Below are 22,840 nucleotides of genomic sequence, written 5' to 3'. Positions count from 1 at the left end.
GACCTCAGGGCAGGCCGACGAGGATCCCGCCCGGCTCCGGGGCCGCGGCCAGCGCCTCGGCGAGCGCCTCCAGCCCGGCCCGCCGGGTGACCAGCCGGCCCGGGTCGAGGCGCCCGTCGGCGACGAGTGCCATCAGCTCCGGGTAGTCCGCGGCGGCCATGCCGTGGCTCCCGGTGACCGTCAGCTCGTGCGCGATCATCAGTGGCACCGGCACCACCGGCTCCCGGGCGAGCAGGCCGACCTGCACCAGCGTCCCCTGCCGGCGCAGCGACCGGACGCCGAGGTCCAGGGCGTCCGCCCGGCCCGCGGCCTCCACCGCGAGGCGGGCGCCGCCGTCGCCGATGGCCTCGCGGACCGCGTCCGGGCCGTGGGCGGTGTCCACCGCAGCCACCGCGCCCAGCTCGACCGCCCGGGCCCGGGCCGCGGGCGAGGGGTCCGCGACGACCGACTCGGCACCCAGCGCCGCCGCGATCAGCACCGCGGCCAGCCCGACCCCGCCCGCGCCGAGCACGAGGACCCGCTCCCCGGCGACCAGCCCGCCGCGCCCGACCAGCGCCCGGTGCGCGGTGGCGACCCGGCAGCCGAGCAGCGCGGCCCCGGCGGCGTCGGCGTCGTCGGGGACCGGCACCAGGTTGTGGTCGGCATGGTGCAGCGCGACGAGCTCGGCGAAGGAGCCGTCGTGGGTGAAGCCGGGCTGTTGCTGGTGCGGGCAGACCTGTGCGCGGCCCGCTCGGCAGTCCGGGCACACACCGCAGCCGCAGACGAACGGCGCCGTGACCCGGTCACCGGCCCGGAACCGGGTGCCCCCGGTGCCGGTCGCGACCACGCGCCCGACCAGCTCGTGGCCGGGGACGTGGGGGAGCGTCACGTCGCCGTCGTGCCCGGCCCAGGCGAAGCGGTCGCTGGCGCACAACCCGGTCGCCTCCACCCGCACGACCACCCCGCCCGCGGGCGGGGTGGGGTCCGGCAGGTCGACGACCTCGGGTGGCGCACCGAACGCGGTGATCCGTACTGCTCGCATGGAGGGGATCCTTCCAGGCTCGATATGCTCGCCGTCCGAGGGAAAGAGGTGGTGCGGTGTACGCCGCGATCCTGTTCGACATGGACGGCACCCTGGTGGAGTCCGACGAGGCGGTCGCCCGGTCCTGGGCCGCCTGGGCCCGCGAGTACGGCGTCGCCGAGGCCGACCTGGTCCGCGTCGCGCACGGGGTGCCGAGCGACGGCACGATCCGGCTGCTGCGCCCGGACCTCACCGGTGCGGCGCTCGACGCGGCCGTGGCCCGCCAGCTCGAGCTGCAGTACGACGACCTCGACGACGTCGTCGCGCTGCCCGGCGCGCACGCGCTGCTCGCCGCCCTCGACGCGACGCGGATCCCGTGGGCCGTCGTGACCAGCGCCGACCGGCGGCTCGCCGAGGCCCGCCTCGGCGCCGCCGGGATCGTCGCACCGGTGCTCGTCGCCCGCGACGACGTGCGGCACGGCAAGCCGGACCCGGAGGGCTACCGCGCCGCGGCGGCCGAGCTCGGGGTGGACCCGGCCACCTGCCTCGTCGTCGAGGACGCGCAGGCCGGGCTCGACGCGGTCCGGGCCGCCGGCGCGGCGACCGCGGCGCTGCGGGGACTCGACGGGGACCTGCGACCCTCCGGGCTGCCCGAGCTCACGGCCCTGCTGGGGCTCGCGGACGCGGTCAGACCGGGCGGCTCATGACGGTCAGCCCCGGACCGGGCACGCCGTCGGCGACGAACCCGGACCGGAGGTAGAAGGCGATCGCGCGGGCGTTGTCCGGCTCCACCTTCAGCGACAGCGTGCGCGACCCGTGCTCGCGCGCGACGGCGGTGACCGCGTCGACCAGCGCGTCGGCCACCCCGGTGCCGCGAAGGTCGGGGTGCACCCACATGCCGTACAGCCGGCCGTCGCCGTCGTCACCGGCCCGCCAGCACGCGGTGCCGACCGGGCGGTCGCCGTCGAAGGCACCGAAGCGGACGTGCTCGGTCAGGACCACCCGCCAGGCGGCCGGTTCGAGCGCGGCCTGCTCGCGGTAGAAGTCGCTGTCCTCACCGAACCCGTCCCGCACCGACGCGAGGCGGGCCACGCGGGCCTGCTCCCAGTCGTCGGGCCCGAATCGCCTCACCCGCAGTTGCACGGCGTGACGCTAGCGCGGAACCGGCATCCGTCAGGATGTCGTCAACGAGCTGATGTGATCAGTCGGTCGTCGTGCCGCCGGAGCCGTAGTGCCGGGGGGTGAACACGACGGTCGTGCCGCCGCGCTCGACCGCCCGGGTCGTCGACGAGCCGACGACCACCAGGGTCCGCATGTCCACCTGCTCCGGGTCCAGCTCGCCCAGCGTGGTGACGACGACCCGCTGCCCGGCGCCGCCGACGTCGCGGCCCAGCACCACCGGCGTGTCCGGGGCGCGGTGCTCCAGCAGCACGTCGCGGGCCGCGCCGACCTGCCACGGCCGGGCCTTCGAGCGCGGGTTGTAGATCGCGATCGCCAGGTCGGCCGCGGCCACGGCACGCAGCCGGTCCGCGACGACGTCCCACGGCTTGAGCCGGTCCGACAGCGAGATCAGGGCGTGGTCGTGCCCCAGCGGGGCGCCGACGGCGGCCGCCACGGCCTGCGCCGCGGACATGCCGGGCAGCACCCGGACCGGGACGTCGTGGTACTTCGGCTCCGCGGCGACCTCCAGCACCGCGGTCGCCATCGCGAACACCCCCGGGTCCCCGGCGGAGACGACGGCGACCCGCCGGCCCGAGGCGGCGAGGTCCAGCGCGTGCGCGGCCCGCTCGGACTCGACCTTGTTGTCCGAGGCGTGCCGGGTCTGACGCGGGTTCGGCGGCACCCGGTCCAGGTAGGGGCCGTAGCCGACGAGGTCGTCCACCTCGGACAGCGCGCGGGCGACCTGCGGGGTCAGCCAGTCCCGCCCGGCGGGCCCGGTCCCGACCACGACGACCTCACCCGGCCCGCGCACCGACCGCTCCTCGGCCGCCGCGCCCCCGCGCTCCGCGACGGATGCGACGGCCTCCTCGGGCACCGATGCGGCGACCTCGCCGGGCACCAGGGTGATCGCGAAGTAGGGCACGTCCGAGGGGTCCACGTCGGACAGCGCCCCCGTCCGCTGGCCCTCCATCGTCGCCCGCTCGACGTAGCGGGCCCGGTCGAGCACGCCGGCGTCGGCCATCGCCCCGCGGACCGCGGTGAAGGTGCGCCCGAGCTTCATCACCGCCGCCGAGTCGGTCCCCGCGAGCCGCCGGGCCAGCTCCTCACGGGGCAGCGTGCCCGGGAGTACGGTGAGCACCTCGTCGCGCTCCACCAGCGGCTGCCCGATCGCCGCGGCCGCACCGCTGATCGAGGTGACACCCGGCACGACCTCGGTGGGATAGCGCCCCGCCAGGCGCTTGTGCATGTGCATGTAGGAGCCGTAGAACAGCGGGTCGCCCTCGGCGAGCAGCACGACGTCGCGGCCCGCGTCGAGGTGCGCGGCGAGCCGGGCGGCGGCCTCGGCGTAGAACGCGTCGATCGCGCCCTGGTAGCCGCCGGGATGGTCGGTGGCCTCTGTGGTGACCGGGTAGACCAGGGCCTCCTCGATCGCGGTGCCCGACAGGTGCGGCTCGGCGATCCGGCGCGCGATGGAGCGGCCGTGCCGCGCGGAGTGGTAGGCGATGACGTCGGCGTCGCGGACGAGCCGGGCGGCCTTGATGGTCGTCAGCTCGGGGTCGCCCGGACCGAGGCCGACGCCGTAGAGGGTGCCCGTCACGCTGTGTCGCTGCGCGTCACTCGCAGGCTCGTTCACGCTGTGCTGCTGCGCGTTCACGCGATGATCTCCTGTTCGTGGGCCAGCGCGTTCAGCGCCGCCGCGGTGATCGCCGACCCGCCACGACGGCCGTGGACGACGAGGTGCTCCAGGTCGGTCCGCTCGGACAGGGCCACCTTGGACTCGGCGGCGCCGATGAACCCGACCGGGATGCCGATGATCGCGGCCGGGCGGGGGGCGTCGCCGCGGTCGATGAGGTCCAGCACGTGGAACAGTGCGGTCGGGGCGTTCCCGATCGCGACCACCGCGCCCTCGAAGCGGTCGGCGAGCAGCTCCAGCGCGGCCGCGGACCGGGTGTTGCCGATCCGGCGCGCGTGGTCGGGGACCCGGGTGTCGCGCAGCAGGCAGAGCACCTCGTTGTCCGCGGGGAGCCGGGCGGCGGTGACCCCGGAGGCGACCATCATCGTGTCGCACAGGATCGGGGCACCGGCCCGCAGCGCGGAGCGGGCGGCCGCGACGACGCCGTCGGAGGCGGCGATGTCGTCGACGAGGTCGACCTGGCCGCAGGCGTGGATCATGCGCACGGCGATGTCGTCGACACCGGGCGGGAGCCCGGAGAGATCGGTCTCCGCGCGGATCGTCGCGAACGAGCGGCGGTAGATCTCGTTGCCGTCGGTGATGTAGTCGTACCCGCTCAGCGGAGCTCCTCGGTCGTGATCGTCTGTCCGTCGATGACGTAGGTGTCCGGCCCGGTGGCGACCGCGTCGCGGTGCGCCGTGTGCGGGGCGCCGCAGCGCCGGCCACAGCCGACGACGTGCACCGCGTCGGGCCCCGCGCCCGCCCGCGGCCCGCCCTGCGCGATCAGCACGAGCGCGTGCGCTCGGACGTCGGCCAGGGACTTCGCGCATCCCGGAGCGCCCGCGCAGGCGCTGACCCGCACCGCCGGGTGCCCGGGGTCGACGACCAGCCCTGCCGCCGCCAGCCGGGCCGCGGCACCGGGCGCGGGGGTGGGCAGGACCAGGGTGCGCCACGGGGTGACCAGCAGCTGCGGAGCCGACTCGGCCAGCAGGTCCAGCTGCCCGGCCGACAGCTCCCCGAGCACCGGCGCGACCCCCAGCGCACCGCCACCCAGCGCTCCGACGAGCACCGGGCCGGGATCCCCGGGCGTGCTGTCGTGGTGCCCCGGACCGGGGGAGGACACCGACCGGTGTCCGCGCAGCCGGGCCGCCACCCCGGTCGCGGCGCCGGGCAGCTCCGCGGCGCGCCAGGCCCGCGCGGCCGGGTCGGCGGCGTGCGCGGCCCGCAGGTCGAGGAACGCCGTGGCCGCGTCGAGCAGCAGCGTGGGCGCCTCGGCGGGGGAGCAGCACAGGCCGGTCGGGACGCCCGCCACGAGCAGCTCGCCCTCGTCGGGGCCCCGTGCCCGCCAGCACAGGTCGGCACGCTCGGCGGCGACGTCGCCGCGGCCGTCGTCGAGGGCGAACAGGAACCGGCCGGGCAGCGCCGACAGCGCGGGGCGCGCGCACAGGCCGCGGTCGAGCGCGGTGGCCAGACCGCGGACGTCGGCGAGGCCGCCGGCGAGACCCGAGAGCGGGGAGGCCAGCACGTTGCGGACCCGCTCGTGGGTCGTCGACGGCAGCAGCCCGGCCACGGTCAGCCGCTCCACCGGGCGCGGGTCGGCCGGGTCGAGGCCGCGCAGTTGCAGGTTCCCGCGCGAGGTCAGGTGGACGGCGCCGTCCCCGGCCTCGCGGGCCAGGGCCGCGACCGCCCGCAGCGCCGCCGCGGTGACGGTCCCGCCCGGCAGCCGGATCCGCGCCAGCGCCCCGTCCGCGGCCGCGTGCGGCGAGACGACGCCGGGACAGGCGTCGGTGCGGGTACGGGTGGTCGGCGACGGCACGCCGGACACTGTAGGCATCCGAGACCGCCGAAGGGACCTGCCGGGGCGGCGGTCACACCTCGTCAGGTGTTCAGATCACCGCAGGTACCGGCGAGCCCCGGAGTACGTCGCGTCGAACCGCACCGGGGTCACCCGGACCGGGGTGGCCGCGTCGAACGCCTCGATCATCGTGCCGCCGCCGGCGTACATCGCGACGTGCGTCGCGGGGGAGTTCCAGAACAGCAGGTCACCGGGCCGCAGGTCGGCGGGGTCGTCGACCTGCCGTCCACCGCGGGACTGGTCGGAAGCGTCGCGCCCGACGGTGATCCCGTGCAGCGCGTGGGCCAGCCCGGTCAGGCCCGAGCAGTCCGGGCCGAACCCGGAGCGCCCGCCCCAGAGGTACGGACGGTCCAGGAACAGCCGCGCGGTCGCGACCAGCCCCTCCCCGGTCGGAGAGGGCGGCGCCCCCGGCCGGAGGGTCTCCGCCGCCGTCCATGCCTGGTCGCCGCCGGGCAGCGCGACCCGGACCGCGTCGCCCGCCTCGCCGACAACCGGCAGCCGGGTGCCGACGCTGACCTCGCGCAGCCGCTCGGTGCGGGCCGCGTCGCGGTACAGCCAGGCCGTCGCGACGCCGTCGACGGTGCCGGCGGGTGCCTCCGCGGCGAGCGCGCCGAACGCCGGGTCGTCGACGAGCTGGGCCTCGGGGACCCAGCCGGGGTAGCCACGGTGGTCCTTGCCCGACGGCTGGCCGGGCACGACGACCTGCGCCCAGCCGTCGCGACGCGCGGTCACGGTCACCGGGGCGCCGAGCAGCACCTGGGTCTGGGTGCGCGAGGCGGTGGTGAGCTCGCGGCGGTCCGCGCTGCTCATCGACCCCAGCCACCCGGCCGGGTCGGCCGGGGTGGCGACGGCGGCCCGGTCCCGCGGGCGCGGGCTGTCCGGTGAGGTCCACACGGTCGCGACCGACACGGCGACGAACGTCCGTCCCGGCCCCTCGGCGGCCGCGGGGACGGCGGCCGCGGGCAGGACGGCACAACCGAGCACCGCGGCGAACAGGACGGACAGGACACGGGGCACGGTGGGAACTCTCGACAGCCGGGGGCGCCGGGGCAAGCAGCCACACCGCCGGGTCACCACGACGAGTGGGGTGGCCCCGCCCACCGTTCACGACCCGCCTCGCAGGTCGTCGCCGGGTACCGGGAGGTGGGCCGAGCGGCCCGAACGTCGTCAGCCTCTTGTCAGGTCCCCCCGCTGCTCTTAGTGTATGCGTATGCATCTTACTGAAGCGGACCTGCGTCGCATCGGGTCGCCCGTCACCGTGGCGAAGGCGCCGGCCGTCGTCGACAGCGCGGACCTGCGCGACCCGGCCGTGGCTGCCACCGTCTCGGAGATGCTGCGCACCATCTCCGCCGGCGGGATGGACGCGGTGCTGCGCTACGCCCGGGACCTCGACGGGTTCACCGGCACCGACCTGCTCGTCGGCCCCGCCGAGCTCGCCCGTGCCGGGGACGAGCTGCCCGCGGACCTGCGCGAGGCGCTCGAGGCGGGCGCGGACCGGACCCGCCGGTTCGCGCAGATGCAGCGGGACCGGCTGCAGGACTTCGAGGCCGAGGTCCTGCCCGGGGTGGTGTGTGGTCAGCGTCTGATCCCGGTCGGGAACGTCGGCGCCTACCTCCCGGCGGGCCGGTTCCCGCTGCTGGCCGGCGCGTTCATGACGGTCGGGGTGGCCGGGGTGGCGGGTGTGCCGAACATCGTCGCGGCCACGCCGCCCTCGCGCGACGGGCGCCCGCACCCGGCCGTGCTCTACGCGGCGCACATCAGCGGTGCCGACGCGGTGTACGCCGTCGGCGGTGTGCAGGCACTCGCCGCCATGGCGTTCGGGCTGCTCGACGGGACGCCCTCGGACATGATCGTCGGCGCCGGCAACGCCTACGTGGCCGAGGCCAAGCGCCAGCTCTACGGGCAGGTGGGCATCGACGTGCTGGCCGGGCCGTCGGAGGTCGCGGTGATCGCCGACGACACCGCCGACGCCGCAACCGTCGCCGCGGACCTGCTGGCCCAGGCCGAGCACGGGCCGACCTCGCCCGCGTCGCTGGCCACCACCTCCGAGCGGTTGGCCGAGGAGGTCCCGCGGGAGATCGAGAAGCAGCTCGCGGGCCTGGCCACCGCGGAGATCGCCGGCGCGGCCTGGCGCGATCACGGCACGGTCTACCTGGCACCCGACCGCGAGACCGTCGCCCGGGTCATGGACACCCTCGCCCCCGAGCACCTCGAGGTGATCGCCGAGGACCTCGACTGGTGGCTGGGGCGGCTGCGCAACTACGGCTCGTTGTTCCTCGGTCCGCACTCGACGGTGGCCTACGCCGACAAGGGCATGTCCGGCACCAACCACGTGCTGCCGACGACCCGGGGCGCGCGCTACACCGGCGGGCTGTCGGTGGCCGGCTTCCTCAAGCAGCTGACCTACCAGCGGGCCACGCGCGAGGCGACCCGGGCCCAGGCCGAGCCGACCGTGACCGTGTCCGACTTCGAGCAGCTCGTCGGACACCGTGACAGCGCCCGCATTCGACTCGACGCGCTCAGGAGCTGAACGCGCATGCGTATGTATACACGGGGCACCGTCGGCGGTCGCGGCGCACGCCTGCCGGTGGTCGCGGTGGGGCTCGCCGTCGTCCTGCTCCTCGCGGGGTGCGGCGCCGGGTCGCGGACCCCCGCCGCCACCGCCACGCTCGTCCCGTGTGACTTCCCGCCGCCACCGTCGTCGGTGGACGTCAACGTCCTGGCCTACAACTCCTCGGCCATCGACCCGTTCACCAACTCGATGGTGCGCAGCTGCTCCAAGGACGGGGTGACCCTGCACCACGAGCCGGTCGACTACGCGGGCCAGTCGCAGAAGACGACGGCCACCCTGGCCGGGCGCTACGGCACCTACGACATCCTCGAGACCTACGGATTCGTCGTCCCGCAGCAGGCCTCGACCGGCAAGCTGCACCCGCTCGACGACCTGATGGCCCGCTACGGCGCGGAGCTCGGTCTGGACCGGCTCAACCCCGAGATGCGCGAGGCGCTGTCCTACGACGGGAAGCTCTACGGCATCCCGATGCAGGCCCAGACCTTCGTCATGGCCTACCGCCGCGACGTGTTCGACCGCCTCGGCATCACCCCGCCGCGGACCTTCGCCGAGCTGCGCCAGGCCGCCGACCGCATCCAGCGCGAGGGCGGGATCCGCTACCCGCTGGCCCTGCCGCTGCTGGCGAGCTCGGACGTCGCGACCGCCTACGACGCGGCGCTGGGCTCGCTGGGCACCGACTACGTCGACCGCGACACCGGCCGCCCGAACTTCGACACCCCGCAGGCCGCGCGGGCCTTCACCGAGCTGCGGTCGCTGCTGCCGTTCATGGATCCGCAGGTGACGACGTTCGCCCAGCCCGCGGTGCAGCAGCAGATGTACAACGGCTCGGCCGCGATCGCGATCATGTTCAGCGGCCGCATGCTGGATCTCACCGACCCCGCCAACAGCCGGTTCGCGACCGACTTCGGGTTCGCCGCGCCGCCCTCGGTCGCCGGTGGGGACGTCCTCTACAACGCCCTGTCGGTGGACGGGTGGGCCATCCCGGAGAACACCGAGGTGGACAAGGACCTGCTGTTCCGGCTGGTCGCCGCCTCGGTGGGCGAGGAGGCGTCGCGGGCCGCGGTGCCGGCGGCCTTCCCGGCCCGCGAGGGCAGCGTGACGCCGTCGAGCAGCCCGTTCGCACCGGCGCAGCTGACGGCGCTGGGGAAGGCCCCGCCGCCGGAGCCGTTCCCGTGGACCTCACGGATCAGCAACGAGACCCGCCCGGTCGTCGCCGACGTGCTGGCCGGCCGGACGACGATCCCCGACGGGCAGCGGCAGATGCAGGAGATCGCGACCGCGATCGTCGCCGACTACCGGCGCTGACGTACCGGCGCTGAGGTACTGGCGCTGCCCCCTTTCCCACCACCCACGAGAGCGAGGTGAGGCGATCATGCGCAGGCGCGAGTTCCTGGGGCTGGTCTCCCCGAGCCTGCTGGTGATGCTCGGCCTGCTGCTGTTCCCGCTCTACAAGACGGTGGAGTGGAGCCTGCAGCGGGTCAACTACGGCGAACCCGGCACCTTCCTCGGCCTGGACAACTACGCCCAGGCCCTGTCCGACCCCCGGCTCGGGCGGGCCGTGCTGTTCACCGTCGGCCTGACCGCCGCGGTCGTCGCCGTCCTGCTGGTCGGGGGCTACCTGCTCGCCGTCCTGGTCAACGGGCTCGGCCGGTCCCGCCCCTGGGTCCTCGGCGTGCTGCTGGTGTCCTACGTCGTGCCCAACGTCGTCGGCGCCACGATGTTCTCCTGGCTGTTCGACTCCAACTTCGGCGGCGTCGTCGACTACCTGATCACCGAGCTCACCGGGGCCGAGATCCTCTGGTTCACCGAGCCGTGGGCGAACCGGGTCATGATCGGGCTCGACACGGTCTGGTTCATGCTGCCGTTCGCCATGCTGGTGATCCTCGCCGGGCTGCAGGGCGTGCCGGGGGAGATCGTCGAGGCCGCCCGGATCGACGGCGCGACCGGCTGGCGGGTGCACTGGCACGTGATCGTGCCGAGCATCCGGGGCGTCCTCACCTTCGTCTCGATCATCTCGATCATGGACGTGCTGCGGACGTTCGACCAGCTCGTCCCGCTCTCGCCACAGGCACCGCAGATCGGCAACGAGTCGATCATGCTCTACATCTACAACATCGCCTTCCAGGACGGCGGCCAGCAGCTGGGGCTCGGCAGCGCGATCAACGTGCTGCTCATCGTCCTGATCGTGCTGCTGCTCTCCCCGTTCATCCGGGACATGGCCAAGGAGGCCCGCCAGTGACCAGCGTGCAGACCACCCCGCCGGCCACCACCGCCCCCGGCCCGTCCGACGATCCCGGCCCCGCCCGGGCCCGCCGCCGCCCGCGGGGGAGGACCGTGCTGGTCGGCGGCCTGCTGCTGGTGGTCTGCTGGGTGATGCTGAGCCCGGTGCTGTGGACGGCCATGTCGGTCACCAAGCCCACCGACGTCGCCTTCCTCGACCCGCCGGTGTTCACCTGGACCCCGACGTTCACCGCGTTCGTCGACCTGTGGCAGACCACCGAGTTCTACCGGTACCTGATCAACACCCTGGTCGTCGCGCTGATCAGCACGGTGATCGCGCTGCTCATCGGCATCCCCGCCGCCTACGCGCTGTCGCGCTACCCGGGCTGGGTGTCGGTGGCCCTGCTCATCACGGCGCTGATCTTCCGTGCGTTGCCCCGCTTCGCGGTCGTGCTGCCGATGTACGAGCTGTCGCGCTCGCTGGGGATCTACGACACGACCTTCGCCGTCGCCGCCGCGCTCGTGGCGATCAACCAGCCGTTCTCGATCTGGCTGCTGCGCAACTTCTTCGCCGAGATCCCCAAGGAGCTCGACGAGGCCGCGATGCTCGACGGCTGCAGCCGCTTCCAGATCCTCTGGCGGGTCATGGTGCCGCTGATGGGCCCCGGGATCCTGACCGCGGGGATCTTCATGTTCCTGTTCGCGTTCCAGGAGTACCTGACGGCCAACGTGCTCACCGACGTCGTCGCCCGCACCGTCCCGGTGTTCATCGCCACCCAGCTCGGGCAGACCCTGCCGATGCTGCAGCAGGCCGGCGCCGTCGCGATCCTGCTGACGCTGCCGGTGATCGGGTTCGCCTTCGTCGCCCAGCGCTACCTCGTCGCCGGTCTGGGCGCGGGCTCGGTCAAGGGCTGAGCGGTGCCCGCCGTCCCGTCGTCCCCGCCGCTGGTCCTGCTGCCGGGCATGAACTGCTCGGCCCGGCTGTGGGGCCCGGCGGGGGCCGGAGCGCTGCACCCGGTCCTCGACCGGCCGACCCTCGACGAGCAGGTCCAGGCGCTCCTCGACGCGCTGCCCGACCGGTTCGCCCTCGGCGGGCTCAGCCTGGGCGGGATCGTCGCGATGGCACTGACCCGGCGGGCCCCGGAGCGGGTCGCCGGGCTGTGCCTGATGGCGACCAACGCCCGCGCGCCCACCCCCGAACAGCGCGCCGGCTGGGACGCGGCGCTGACCCGGCTCGACGACGGCGCCCCCGCCCGGGCCCTGCAGCCGCTGGAGCTGCTGCTGCACGACCGGTCGCTCGACGCCACCGCCCTGCAGATGGCCGACGAGACGGGGGAGCGGCGCCTCGCGGCCCAGCTGCGGCTGCAGGGCACCCGCGTCGACGAGCGCCCGGCCCTGCCCGCCGTCGCGGTGCCGACCCTGGTGCTGGCCGGTGAGCAGGACCGGCTGTGCCCGGTCGAGCGGCACACCGAGATCGCCGAGCTGGCGCCGGACGCCCGGCTGCAGGTGCTGCCGGGCGTCGGTCACCTGCTCCCGGTCGAGGCCCAGGACACGGTGGCCACACTGCTGGGGGAATGGCTGTCCGAGGTGCACGAGCGGTACGCACGCTGATCGCGGGTCCGACGACGCCCGCGCGGTGGGGAGCCGAGTCGCCCACCCGGCCGCACGATCAGCACGAGCGAGGGTTCCGGTGCCGTCCGTGGCACCGGAACCCTCGCTCGGGGCGATCACGGCCGGTCTCGGCCCGTCGCCGCGGCCAGCTCCCGGAACGACGCCATCATCACCGCGGTCAGGTTGTAGACCACCAGCTGCGCCCCGCCGTCGAACGACGCCGCGGCCGCGTCCGCCGAACCCGCGAGGTCGGCCCGCGCGGCGCCGCGGAGCGCCGGGTCGGCGCGCACCGCCTCCAGCAGCTCCGCGACGGACGGGTCGGCGTCGGTGCGGGACGCGCCCAGGTCCGCGACGCCGACGAGCCAGCCGTCGATCCCGTCCACCCCGACGATCTCCCCGGCCCGGGCGAGGGCGCCGGGTGACTCGAGCATCGCCACGACCAGGACGTCCTGCGCCGACGCCCGGTGCTGGGCCGCGGTGACCTCGCCGAACCGGCCCGCCCGCGGGTAGGTCGCGAACCCGCGGGTCCCGTGCGGTGGGTACCGCAGCGCCCGCACCAGCGCGGCGGCCTGCTCCGCGTCCTCCACGTGCGGGGCGACGATCCCGCGGGCGCCCTGGTCGAGCGCGCGCTGGGCCAGGTGGTGCTCGCCCTCCCCGGGCCGGACCAGCACCGGGAGCCCGTGCGCGTCGGCGAACGCGATGTGGGTCCGCAGCGACGACACGTCGGCCGGGCCGTGCTCGCAGTCGATCAGGACGAAGTCCAGACCGGCGACGGCGAGCATCTCCACGATCTCCTCGCACGGCATCCGCACCAGGGCCCCGGCGAGCCGCTCCCCGGCGGCGACCCGCGCCCTCACGCGATCATCCCGGCCGACAGGTCGACGTCGGCGCCCGACAGCCCCGGCATGGCGAGCATCGCGACGACGGCCGCACCCACCTCGTCGGCGGTGATCATGCGGCCGAGCGCGGCCCGCCCGACGAACGCCGCGCGCGCCGCGGCGACGTCGGTGCCGGTCCGCCGCGCCTCGAGGGCGAAGTTGCGCTCCATCCGGTCACCCTCGACCGGGCCGGGCGACAGGGCGTTGACCCGCACCCCGGCCGGGCCGGCCTCGAACGCGAGCGTCGAGGTCAGCCCCAGCACCGCGGTCTTCGACGCGCAGTAGGGCGTGCGCCGGGCGAGCGGTCGCTTCCCCGACACCGAGGCCACGTTGACCACGTCGCCGTCGCCGCGCTCCAGCATCGGCGGCAGGAACGCCCGGCACACCAGGTAGGTGCCGCGCACGTTGACCGCGAACACCTCGTCCCACTCTTGCGGGCTCACCTCGACCAGCGGGGCGACCGGCCCGGCGATCCCGGCGTTGTTGACGACGATCGAGACCTCCTCGTCGGCGAGCCGGTCCGCCAGGTCCGCGACGGAGTCCAGGTCGGCGACGTCGCACGTCTCGGCCCGGGCGGCGGGCCCGATCCGGGCCGCGGTCGCGGCGAGGGCGTCGGCGCGCCGTCCGGCGAGCACGACCCGGGCGCCGGCGCGGGCCAGGTGCGACGCGATCGCCGCACCCAGCCCGCTGCCGCCGCCGGTCACCAGCGCGGTGCGCCCCGTGACCGCCGCGTTCACGACCCCGCCACCGTGCTCCCGGCCGGGGCGACCGCGTCCAGCCAGTCGAACCGGTCGCCACCGTGCCGCCAGGCCCGCAGGTCCCCGGAACGGGCGTGCCCCTCGAACAGCTCCACCCGCGACGCCCGCCCGCACACCCGGCCCAGCTCCGCACTCGCCAACGGGTCGCGCACCTCCTGGTAGGTGCAGGTCTTGAGGTACTTCCCGACCCACAGCCCGCCGGTGTAGCGGGCCGCGCCCAGGGTGGGCAGCACGTGGTTGGTGCCGATCACCTTGTCGCCGTAGGAGACGCAGGTATTCTCGCCGAGGAACAGCGCCCCGTGGTTCCGCATCCGGTCCAGCGCCTCGCGCGGCCGGGCGGTGAGGACCTGGACGTGCTCGGCGGCGAGGTCGTCGGCGACGCGCCACATCTCGTCGGCGTCGTCGCAGACCACGATCCGGCCGTGGTCGCGCCACGCGGGCCCGGCCAGGTCGTTCGTGGGCATCCCCGGCAGCAGCCGGTCGACCATGTCGAGCACCGCCCGTCCCAGCGCGGCGGAGGTCGTGACGAGCACGGCGGGGGAGTCCGGGCCGTGCTCGGCCTGCGACAGCAGGTCGACGGCGACGGTGAGCGGGTCGGCGGTGTCGTCGGCGACGACCAGGATCTCGGTCGGCCCGGCGAACAGGTCGATGCCGACCTCGCCGAACAGCTGCCGCTTGGCCTCGGCGACGTAGGCGTTGCCCGGCCCGGCCAGCATGTCGACCGGGGAGACCGAGTCGGTGCCCAGCGCCATCGCCGCGACCGCCTGGACCCCGCCCAGGACGTGGATCTCGTCGGCGCCGGCCAGCGCCATCGCGGCGACCGTCGCCGCCGGGACCTCGCCGCGGATCGGGGGCGTGCAGGCGACCACGTGCGGCACGCCCGCGGCCTTCGCGGTCACGATCGTCATGTGCGCCGACGCCGTCAGCGGGTACCGCCCGCCCGGCACGTACGCACCCGCCGAGCCGACCGGGACGTGCCGGTGCCCGAGGACCACACCCGGCAGGGTCTCGACCTCGACGTCGTGCAGGGACTCCCGCTGGACCCGCGCGAAGTTCCGGACCTGGTCCTGCACGAACCGGATGTCGTCGACCACCTGCTGCGGCAGCGACGCGACCAGCTCGTCGACCCGCTCGGGGGTCAGGCGCTCCGGGGCGCGGCCGTCGAACCGGTCCGCGTGCTCCCGCACCGCCGCGTCGCCGCGCGTGCGCACGTCGTCCACGATCGCCCGGACCCGCTCGGCGACGCCCGCGTCGCTGCGGCGCGGGGCCGTCCCCGTCGCACTCTTCAGTTCCTGCGCCATACCGCCCTCTCTTGGTAGCATACGTATGCGCTACGGCTCAGCAGTGAACGGCGGCGACGCGCCGCTGTCAAGGGTGTGTCCGGCGGAGCACTAGGCTCGACGGCCGGTCGGGGGAAGGGCGGACATGGTCACCAGTCGCGACGTGGCGAGGCTCGCCGGGGTCTCGCAGCCGACGGTGTCGCGCGCGCTCACCGACCACCCCCGGGTGTCGGAGGCGACCAAGCGCAAGGTCCGCGAGGCGGCCCTGGCCCTGGGCTACTCGACCAACGCGATCGGGCGGGCGCTGTCGGTGGGCCGTTCGAACCGGATCGGGCTGGTCGTCGCCGACCTGGAGAACCAGTTCTACGCGAACATGATCGGCCCGCTGCACCACGAGCTGGAGGGGCTCGGCCACGAGCTCGTGCTGATCACCGAGTCGGCCGGCAGCGCGCCGCTGCCCGAGCGGGTCGCCGCGCACGGCCTGGCCGGGGTGGTGCTGTCCACGACGACGCTGGACTCCATCCAGCCCGCCCGGCTGCGCGACCGCGGCGTGCCGTTCGTCTACCTGAACCGGATCGCGCCCAGCGTGGCCGCCGACGCGGTGACCGTCGACCCCGAGCAGGGTGTGCGCGAGGTGCTCGACGAGGCCGTCCGGCTGGGCCACACCCGGATCGGGGCGATCTTCGGGCCGCGCAACACCAGCACCGGTGAGGTGCGCGAGCAGGTCGTGCGCACGGTGCTCGACGAGCACGGCCTGACGCTCGCCCAGCGCGACGTGCTGTACGGCCCGTTCGACTTCGCCACCGGCCGGGAGGGGTTCCGCACGCTGTACGAGCGGGCCGGCGGACCGACCCTGCTGCTGTGCGGCAACGACGTCGTCGCGCTCGGGGTGCTCGACGCCGCGGCCGAGGCCGGCGTCCCGGTGCCCGGTCACACCTCGGTGGTCGGCTTCGACGACCTGCCGACCTCGCGCTGGGCCATGGTCCGCCTCAGCACCGTCGCCTACGACCTCGACGAGGTCGCCCGGGAGTCCGCCCGCCTGGTCGTCGCGCGGCTGACCGACCCCGCGGCCGAGCCGCGGCACGTCGTGTACCCGACGCACTACGTCGCCCGCGCCACCGTGGCCGCTCCCCGGGCGTAGCCGCTCCGGTCGTCGGAAATCCTCGCGCGACTCTTGCCCGATAGGTGTGCATACGCATACAGTCGCGGTACGGATCCCGACGAGGAAGGACGACCATGGCGCTCGACCCGGTCGCGTATGAGCCCTACAACGACCCGGACGACTTCATCCGGGAGGTGACCGACCGGATCTGGGTCCAGCGGGACGTGTCCTACATCGTCGACAACTACGAGCCGGACTCGATCGTCCACGGCGGGCTCGGCACCGTGGTCGGCCGCGACGGGGTGATCGAGGGCAGCCTGATGCGCATCGCGGGCACACCGCAGCACGTCGGGCAGGCGGAGGACGTGGTGTGGGAGGCCCGTGGCGACGACGCGTTCCTCAGCTCGCACCTGGTCTTCTCCGCCGACGAGATCCTCGTCGACGGCGTCGTGCGGCGGATCCGCAAGCGCACCATCGCCAACTGTCTCTACCGCCGCGGGCGGATGGTGGAGGAGTGGGTGGTGCGCGACGAGCTCGCCGACTGCCTGCAGCGGGGCATCGACCCCGCCGAGGCCGCCCGGGAGCTGCGGTTCCGCGGCTACCAGGGCTCGATGACCGAGCAGCCGCCGAAGGACGTGCTCGCGGTCGGCGACAGCGGCCCGCGACCGGACGACTTCCGGCCCGAGTGCGAGATGGTGCTGGAGTTCCTCGAGGAGGTCTGGAACTCCCGGCGCTACCAGAAGGTCACCGACTACATGCACCGTGACCTGTTCCTGCACACCGTCGGGGACCGGACCGTCGTGCGCCCGGACGGCTACCAGCGCGACCTGCTCGCGCTCGTCGCGCCGTTCCCGGACGCCCGGTTCGAGGTCCGCGACGTCCAGACCAACCACGCCGAGCGCTACGCCGGCCTGCGGATCGCGGTGACCTGGGTGATGCGCGGGACCTACCGCGGCACGCCCGCGTTCGGTGCGCTCACCGGCGGCGAGGTGGAGCTGCTCGGCGTCTCGCAGTTCCTGGTCCAGGGCGGCCGCATCGTCAAGGAGGTCCGGGTGTTCGACGAGATCGCGCTGCGCGCGCAGATCGACGCCGGCCGGACCGAGGCGTTCACCGACACCAACATCTACTGACCGGAGCACCGACATGCACGACACGGTGGTCAGCGCGGGCGAGCTCGCCCGCCGCACCGTCCGGCACGCGGACTGGGTCCCGTGCAAGGCCGCGTTCATCGACTGCCGCACCCCGGGCTCGGACCGCAAGGACAACTACTCCTTCATCGGCCCCGGGGTCACACAGAACGCGTCCCAGCACGTCAACCTGCGCGAGCCGCACGGCTTCAACCTCGGTGCGGCGGGCATGCCGCACGGCACCACGAACAGCCTGCACCTGCACTTCACCGCCGAGGTCTTCATCAACTTCGACGGCGACTACGAGCTGCGCTGGGGCCCGGACGGCACCCAGGGCACCTACCGCAGCGTCGACGGCGACGTCGTCTCGGTCCCGCCGTGGATCTTCCGCGGCTTCACCAACGTCGGCGACGACGACGGCATCCTGCTCACCGTCCTGGGGCGCGACGACACCGGCGGCATCATCTGGGGCCCCACGGTCCTGGCCGAGGCGGCCGGTCACGGCCTGCACCTCACCGCGGACAACCGGCTCGTCGACACCGTCGCCGGGGACGCGCTGCCCGACGACGTCGCGCTGATCCGGCCGATGGAGCAGGCCGAGATCGACCGGCTCGACGTCTACACCCGCGAGCAGTTCCGTGGCCGCGTGGTGCACGCCGCCGACCGGCCGTGGGTCGCCGAGCCCTACCTGTGCTCGCGGCTGCCCGGCGGCGGCGCCGAGCTCGCCCCGGTCATCGGCTGGGGCAGCGTGGAGAGCCGGGCCGCCGTACCGCGGCTGCTCGACCCGCACGGGTTCGCGCTGGCGTGGCTGCGGGCCCTGCCCGGCGACGGCGTGCTCACCCACCGGCACGACGCGACCCAGGTGCTGACGGTGAAGGCCGGGCACTGGGCGGTCACCCTCAACACCGGCGACGACGCGCGCACCGTCGAGCTCGGCCCGCGGGACACCCTGTCGGTGCCGCCCGGCGCCTGGCGGTCGATGACGGCGCTCGACGCCGAGGGCGGCCGGACCGCCACCCCCGGCACCGCGGAGCTGCTGGTGGTCACCGGCGGTGACGGCCGGGTCCGGCACGAGTGGGCGCGCGAGGTCGTGGCCGGTGCCCGTGACCGGGGCCGGGTCCTCGACGCCGACGGCTATCTCGCACCGGCCGCGGTGCTGGCGTTCGCGGCCGAGGACGACTGAGGCGGCCGGGATGTCGGCGACGGACCCCACGGTCCCCGCACCGGCTGCGGCCACCGACGGCCGGGTGACGGTGGCGGCGTGCCGGATCCCGGCGCGGATCGACGCCCCGGACCCGGCGATCGCCGAGCGCGCGGTGCGCGAGGCGGTCGCCGGCGGCTCCCGGCTGGTCGTCCTGCCCGAGCTCGCCGTCTGCGGGTACGCCTTCGCCGACGCCGCCGAGGCACGGGCCGCCGCCGAACCGGCCGACGGACCCACCGTCGCCCGGCTCGCGGCCCTGTCGGCGGAGCTGCGCTGCGTCGTCGTGGCCGGGTTCGCCGAGCTCGGCGCCGACGGCCGGGTCTACAACAGCGCCGTCGTCGTCGAGAACGGGCTGCGGCGCGCGGTCTACCGCAAGGTCCACCTGTGGGACCGCGAGCACACGCTGTTCACCCCCGGCGACGCCGCACCCCCGGTGGTCGCGACCGCGGCCGGCCGGATCGCCCCGATGGTCTGCTACGACCTGGAGTTCCCCGAGTGGGTGCGTCGGGCCGCGCAGGACGGTGCCGAGATCGTCGCCGCGCCGGTGAACTGGCCGTGGCGCCCGACCCCCGACGGGCAGGACCCGCTGGAGGTCGCCAAGGTCCGCGCCGTCGCCGGGGCGTACCGGGTGCACGTGGTCGCCGCGGACCGCTGCGGCACCGAGCGCGGGGTCGCCTGGTTCGAGGCGCCGGTGATCGCCGACGCCGACGGGAACCTGCTCGCCGGGCCCGGCGGGCCGCCGCCGGGGGAGCCCGGCGTGCTGCTGGCCGCCCTCGACCCGGCCGCCGCCCGCGACAAGCACCTCACCTCGCACAACCACGTCCTGCGCGACCGCAGACCCGACCTGTACCGCGAGCCCGACCCCCCACCGGAAGGACCACCACCATGGCCGGCGTGACCTACGACGCGGTGACACGGCGCTACCCCGGGTCGACCCGGGCCGCCGTCGACGCACTCGACCTCGAGATCGCCGACGGCGAGTTCCTCGTCCTGGTCGGGCCCTCGGGCTGCGGCAAGACCACCTCGCTGCGGATGCTCGCCGGGCTGGAGGACGTCGACGGCGGCCACATCCGGATCGGCGAGCGCGACGTCACCGGTGTCGCGCCCAAGGAACGCGACATCGCCATGGTGTTCCAGAACTACGCCCTCTACCCGCACATGTCGGTCGCCGAGAACATGGGCTTCGCGCTGCGGATGGCGGGCACCGCCAAGGCCGAGATCGCCCACCGGGTCGCCGAGGCCGCCCGCATCCTCGACCTGGAGGCCTACCTGGACCGCAAGCCCAAGGCGCTCTCGGGCGGGCAGCGTCAGCGCGTCGCGATGGGCCGCGCGATCGTCCGCCAGCCGCAGGTGTTCCTGATGGACGAGCCGCTGTCCAACCTCGACGCGAAGCTGCGCGTGCAGACCCGCACCCAGATCGCGTCGCTGCAGCGACGGCTGGGGGTCACCACCGTCTACGTCACCCACGACCAGGTCGAGGCGATGACGATGGGCGACCGGGTGGCCGTGCTCAAGGACGGTCTGCTGCAGCAGTGCGCCGCCCCCGGCGAGCTGTACGCCCGGCCGGCCAACGCGTTCGTCGCCGGGTTCATCGGCTCGCCGGCGATGAACCTGCTGAGCCTGCCGGTGACCCCCGACGGGGTCCGGCTGGGCGGCGTCGACGTCGCGGTGCCACGCGGGGCGGGGGACACGGTCACCGTGGGCGTCCGCCCGGAGGACCTGCGCCTGGCCGAGGACGGGATCCCGCTGGAGATCGACCTCGTGGAGGAGCTCGGCGCGGACGCCTACGTCTACGGCCGCGCCCGCGTCGACGGCGTCGAGCACCCGATGGTGGCCCGGGTGGACGGACGCCGCCCACCGGCGCGGGGCACCGGGGTGCACCTCGCGCCGGACCCGGCGCGCACGCACCTGTTCGCGGCGGACGGCGCCCGTCTCGGCTGACCGTGCGGGTGGGCCCGCCGGTCGTCGCTCAGTCCCGGCCCGCGGCGGCGCCCACCCGCTCGTCCCACCCGGCCCGCACGTCGGCCTCGACCGGGCGGGTCGCGAGCGACACCACGACGAAGGCGACCAGCCCCGTCCCGAGCCCGGCGAACACCGGCTCGTTGGCGTAGAGGTCGCCCAGCGCCAGCATCGTCGCGAGCGTGACCACCGTCCCGGTGCCCATCGCGGCGAGCGCCCCGGCCCGGGTGGCGCGCCGCCACAGCAGCCCGCCCAGCACCGGCACCAGCAGCCCGCCGACCAGGATCCCGTAGGCCAGGGTGAGGGCGGCGACGACGTCGCGCAGCAGGCAGGCGATCCCGACCATGACGACGCCGAACGCGGCCACCGCCCAACGGTTCCCGGACAGCTCGTCGTGGGCCGGGTCCGCGGCCCCCACGGCCGCGCCCCGCCGGCGGCGCAGCGCGCCGAGCAGGTCCTGGTCGAACACCGTCGCCGTCGCCAGCAGCGCGCCGCTGGAGGTCGACATGACCGCCGAGAGCGCGGCGGCGAGCACCAGTCCGGCCAGCACCGGCGGCATCGCGGCCTCGACGATCGCGGCGAACGCGTCGTCGCGCGAGTCCAGGCCGGGTACGACGACCTGCGCGGCGGTGCCGATCAGCGCGCCCACCACGCCGTAGGCCAGGCAGTACAGCCCGGCGCCGAACCCGGCCCAGCGCGCCACCCCGGGGGAGCGGGCGGTGAACACCCGCTGCCAGATGTCCTGGCCGATCAGCAGCCCGAAGCCGTAGGTCACGAAGTAGGTGAGGATCGTGCCGCCGCCGATCGAGGTGAGCGACAGCGCGTCGGCGGGGACCGCGGCGACCAGCCCGTCCCAGCCGCCCGCCCGCCACAGCGCGACCGGCAGCAGCACTAGGAAGATCCCGACGGTCTTGATCAGGAACTGGACGAAGTCGGTGAGCGTCACCGACCACATGCCGCCCAGCGTGGAGTACACGACCACGACCGCACCGCCGATCAGGATGGACGGCACCCGCGGCAGGTCCAGCAGCACCCCGAAGATGGTCGCGTAGGCGATCGTCGAGGTGACGGCCAGCATCAGCGTGTAGGCCCACATGACGATCCCGGACGGGGCGCCGAGCCCGGTGCCGTAGCGCAGCTCCAGCATCTGCCCGACGGTGAACACCCCGAGCCGCTGGATCCGCCCGGAGAACGCCAGCGGCAGCACCAGGATCCCGGAACCGATCGCGACGACCAGCCACATCCCGGACAGCCCGTACTGGTAGCCGAGGCCTACCCCGCCGATCGTGGAGGCACCGCCGAGGACGACCGCGGCCATCGTCCCGGAGTAGAGCCACAGCCCGAGCCGGCGACCGGCCACGAGGAAGTCGGTCCGGTCGGTGGTGCGGCGCCGCCCCCAGAACCCGAAGGCGATCATGGCGGCGAGGTAGAGCACGACGACGGCGACGTCCATGGCGGATCAGCCCTTCCGGTTGGCGGCGAGCACGGACACCAGCTCGTAGGCGACGTGGGCGGCGGCGATCCCGGTGATCTCCGCGTGGTCGTAGGCGGGGGAGACCTCGACGACGTCGGCACCGACGACGTCGACCCCCACCAGCCCGCGCAGGCAGTGCAGCAGCTCACGGCTGGTCAGCCCGCCGGCCTCCGGGGTGCCGGTGCCGGGGGCGTGCGCGGGGTCGAGCACGTCGATGTCGACCGACACGTACACCGGCCCGGTGCCCAGCCGGCGTCGCATCCGCTCGACGACGGCGGCCACCCCGTCGGTCTGGATGTCGTCGGTGCCGATCACCTGGAAGCCGAGGACCTCGTCGTCGGCGAGGTCCTGTTCGCTGTAGAGCGGGCCGCGGATGCCGACGTGCACGCAGCGCCGCGGGTCGAGCAGCCCCTCCTGCGCGGCGTTGCGGAACGGGGTGCCGTGGGTGATGTCGGCGCCGAAGTAGGTGTCCCAGGTGTCGAGGTGGGCGTCGAAGTGCACGACGCCGACCGGCCCGTGGGTGCGGGCCACCGACCGCAGCAGCGGCAGCGCCACGGTGTGGTCCCCGCCGAGCGCGAGCAGCGTGGTGCCGCCGGCGCGCAGCCGGTCCGCGGCCCGTTCGACGGTGGCGATCGCCTCGTCGATCGAGAACGGGTTGATGCCGAGGTCACCGGCGTCGGCCACCTGCTGCGCGGCGAACGGGGAGACGCCCAGCGGCGGGTGGTAGGGCCGCAGGAGCTTCGACGCCGCCCGCACGTGCGCCGGGCCGAACCGGGCGCCGGGCCGGTAGGACACCCCGGCGTCGAACGGGAGCCCCAGCACCGCGACGTCGGCGTGCTCCACCTCGTCGAGGCGGGGGAGCCGGGCGAACGTGGTGGGTCCGGCGAAACGGGGGACGACGCTGGCGTCGACCGGGCCGACGGTCACGGTGGGCCTCCTCGGGGCGGCGGTCTCGGGTGCGCCCACGGTC

General features: G+C 74.9%; 22 protein-coding genes. 11 read left to right on the top strand and 11 right to left on the bottom strand.

All coding sequences use genetic code 11. From position 1 onward, the window contains the following. Window positions 1–4 precede the first annotated feature (4 nt). A complete protein-coding gene (locus FVA95_RS00405; RefSeq protein ID WP_149662402.1) occupies window positions 5–1,021 on the bottom strand; it encodes an alcohol dehydrogenase catalytic domain-containing protein in 1,017 nt (338 codons plus the stop codon). A 56-nt stretch (window positions 1,022–1,077) separates the two neighbouring features. Between FVA95_RS00405 and FVA95_RS00400 the strand changes: the two genes are divergently transcribed. Beyond that, a complete protein-coding gene (locus FVA95_RS00400) occupies window positions 1,078–1,707 on the top strand; it encodes an HAD-IA family hydrolase (RefSeq protein ID WP_240051164.1) in 630 nt (209 codons plus the stop codon). Here the strand turns inward: FVA95_RS00400 and FVA95_RS00395 are convergent. The 5 genes from FVA95_RS00395 to FVA95_RS00375 all read right to left on the bottom strand — a co-directional run bounded on the left by FVA95_RS00395 (window position 1,688) and on the right by FVA95_RS00375 (window position 6,705). Further along, window positions 1,688–2,143: a GNAT family N-acetyltransferase gene (locus FVA95_RS00395; protein ID WP_149662401.1), complete on the bottom strand. Its 456-nt coding sequence runs from the start codon at window positions 2,141–2,143 to the stop codon at window positions 1,688–1,690. The genes FVA95_RS00400 and FVA95_RS00395 overlap by 20 nt on opposite strands. A 58-nt stretch (window positions 2,144–2,201) precedes the next feature. Next, window positions 2,202–3,758 (bottom strand): precorrin-2 C(20)-methyltransferase, encoded by a 1,557-nt coding sequence (locus FVA95_RS00390; protein WP_149662458.1) that lies wholly within the window; start codon window positions 3,756–3,758, stop codon window positions 2,202–2,204. A gap of 53 nt (window positions 3,759–3,811) precedes the next feature. Further along, the gene (locus FVA95_RS00385; protein WP_149662457.1) at window positions 3,812–4,453 is read right to left on the bottom strand and encodes a precorrin-8X methylmutase; all 642 of its coding nucleotides are present in this window, start codon (window positions 4,451–4,453) and stop codon (window positions 3,812–3,814) included. Beyond that, window positions 4,450–5,649 (bottom strand): precorrin-3B synthase, encoded by a 1,200-nt coding sequence (locus FVA95_RS00380; RefSeq protein ID WP_240051163.1) that lies wholly within the window; start codon window positions 5,647–5,649, stop codon window positions 4,450–4,452. The genes FVA95_RS00385 and FVA95_RS00380 overlap by 4 nt, the downstream gene beginning before the upstream one ends. Before the next feature lie 75 nt (window positions 5,650–5,724). Continuing rightward, window positions 5,725–6,705: a C40 family peptidase gene (locus tag FVA95_RS00375; protein ID WP_149662399.1), complete on the bottom strand. Its 981-nt coding sequence runs from the start codon at window positions 6,703–6,705 to the stop codon at window positions 5,725–5,727. 193 nt (window positions 6,706–6,898) lie between these two features. On the opposite strand from FVA95_RS00375, the gene hisD (FVA95_RS00370) reads away from it, so the two are divergent. The 5 genes from hisD (FVA95_RS00370) (at window position 6,899) to FVA95_RS00350 (ending at window position 12,091) form a co-directional block, all read left to right on the top strand. Then, window positions 6,899–8,218 (top strand): histidinol dehydrogenase, encoded by a 1,320-nt coding sequence (gene hisD, locus FVA95_RS00370; protein WP_161992148.1) that lies wholly within the window; start codon window positions 6,899–6,901, stop codon window positions 8,216–8,218. 6 nt (window positions 8,219–8,224) lie between these two features. Then, window positions 8,225–9,565, top strand: a complete 1,341-nt coding sequence (locus FVA95_RS00365; protein WP_149662398.1) for an ABC transporter substrate-binding protein — start codon at window positions 8,225–8,227, stop codon at window positions 9,563–9,565. Window positions 9,566–9,632: 67 nt separating this feature from the next. Beyond that, window positions 9,633–10,499, top strand: coding sequence for a carbohydrate ABC transporter permease (locus FVA95_RS00360; protein WP_149662397.1), 867 nt, complete (start codon window positions 9,633–9,635; stop codon window positions 10,497–10,499). Beyond that, a complete protein-coding gene (locus FVA95_RS00355) occupies window positions 10,496–11,395 on the top strand; it encodes a carbohydrate ABC transporter permease (protein WP_149662396.1) in 900 nt (299 codons plus the stop codon). The genes FVA95_RS00360 and FVA95_RS00355 overlap by 4 nt, the downstream gene beginning before the upstream one ends. 3 nt (window positions 11,396–11,398) lie before the next feature. Then, complete coding sequence (locus FVA95_RS00350; RefSeq protein ID WP_149662395.1) at window positions 11,399–12,091, top strand: alpha/beta fold hydrolase; 693 nt, start codon at window positions 11,399–11,401, stop codon at window positions 12,089–12,091. 116 nt (window positions 12,092–12,207) lie between these two features. On the opposite strand, the gene FVA95_RS00345 is transcribed toward FVA95_RS00350, so the two are convergent. The 3 genes from FVA95_RS00345 to hisD (FVA95_RS00335) are packed head-to-tail and all read right to left on the bottom strand — an operon-like array spanning window position 12,208 to window position 15,028. Beyond that, window positions 12,208–12,948 carry an HpcH/HpaI aldolase/citrate lyase family protein gene (locus FVA95_RS00345; RefSeq protein WP_240051162.1) on the bottom strand — a complete coding sequence of 247 codons (741 nt, stop codon included), beginning with the start codon at window positions 12,946–12,948 and terminating at the stop codon, window positions 12,208–12,210. Continuing rightward, window positions 12,945–13,706, bottom strand: coding sequence for an SDR family NAD(P)-dependent oxidoreductase (locus tag FVA95_RS00340; protein ID WP_149662394.1), 762 nt, complete (start codon window positions 13,704–13,706; stop codon window positions 12,945–12,947). The genes FVA95_RS00345 and FVA95_RS00340 overlap by 4 nt, the downstream gene beginning before the upstream one ends. Continuing rightward, window positions 13,703–15,028 carry a histidinol dehydrogenase gene (gene hisD / locus FVA95_RS00335; protein WP_149662393.1) on the bottom strand — a complete coding sequence of 442 codons (1,326 nt, stop codon included), beginning with the start codon at window positions 15,026–15,028 and terminating at the stop codon, window positions 13,703–13,705. The genes FVA95_RS00340 and hisD (FVA95_RS00335) overlap by 4 nt, the downstream gene beginning before the upstream one ends. A gap of 124 nt (window positions 15,029–15,152) precedes the next feature. Here hisD (FVA95_RS00335) and FVA95_RS00330 point away from each other — a divergent pair, with 124 nt between their 5' ends. The 5 genes from FVA95_RS00330 (at window position 15,153) to FVA95_RS00310 (ending at window position 20,378) form a co-directional block, all read left to right on the top strand. Next, window positions 15,153–16,148, top strand: coding sequence for a LacI family DNA-binding transcriptional regulator (locus FVA95_RS00330; RefSeq protein ID WP_149662392.1), 996 nt, complete (start codon window positions 15,153–15,155; stop codon window positions 16,146–16,148). 95 nt (window positions 16,149–16,243) lie between these two features. After that, entirely contained in the window at window positions 16,244–17,239 is a 996-nt protein-coding gene (locus FVA95_RS00325) for an ester cyclase (protein WP_149662391.1), read from the top strand. A 13-nt stretch (window positions 17,240–17,252) separates the two neighbouring features. Then, a complete protein-coding gene (locus FVA95_RS00320; RefSeq protein ID WP_149662390.1) occupies window positions 17,253–18,419 on the top strand; it encodes a hypothetical protein in 1,167 nt (388 codons plus the stop codon). A gap of 10 nt (window positions 18,420–18,429) precedes the next feature. Next, the gene (locus FVA95_RS00315; RefSeq protein ID WP_149662389.1) at window positions 18,430–19,335 is read left to right on the top strand and encodes a nitrilase-related carbon-nitrogen hydrolase; all 906 of its coding nucleotides are present in this window, start codon (window positions 18,430–18,432) and stop codon (window positions 19,333–19,335) included. Beyond that, a complete protein-coding gene (locus FVA95_RS00310; RefSeq protein WP_149662388.1) occupies window positions 19,323–20,378 on the top strand; it encodes an ABC transporter ATP-binding protein in 1,056 nt (351 codons plus the stop codon). Before FVA95_RS00315 ends, FVA95_RS00310 begins: the two co-directional genes overlap by 13 nt. A 28-nt stretch (window positions 20,379–20,406) precedes the next feature. Here FVA95_RS00310 and FVA95_RS00305 read toward each other — a convergent pair whose 3' ends face one another. Beyond that, the gene (locus FVA95_RS00305) at window positions 20,407–21,849 is read right to left on the bottom strand and encodes a sodium:solute symporter (RefSeq protein ID WP_149662387.1); all 1,443 of its coding nucleotides are present in this window, start codon (window positions 21,847–21,849) and stop codon (window positions 20,407–20,409) included. Window positions 21,850–21,855: 6 nt separating this feature from the next. Continuing rightward, window positions 21,856–22,797, bottom strand: a complete 942-nt coding sequence (gene speB / locus FVA95_RS00300) for an agmatinase (protein ID WP_193564262.1) — start codon at window positions 22,795–22,797, stop codon at window positions 21,856–21,858. Window positions 22,798–22,840: the final 43 nt, after the last annotated feature.

Origin of the sequence: Pseudonocardia sp. EV170527-09, from assembly GCF_008369905.1 — a bacterium.
In the GTDB taxonomy this organism is placed as follows: Bacteria; Actinomycetota; Actinomycetes; order Mycobacteriales; family Pseudonocardiaceae; genus Pseudonocardia.
Note: the sequence above shows the minus strand (reverse complement) of the source record. Positions and strands in the feature narration are given on the sequence as shown.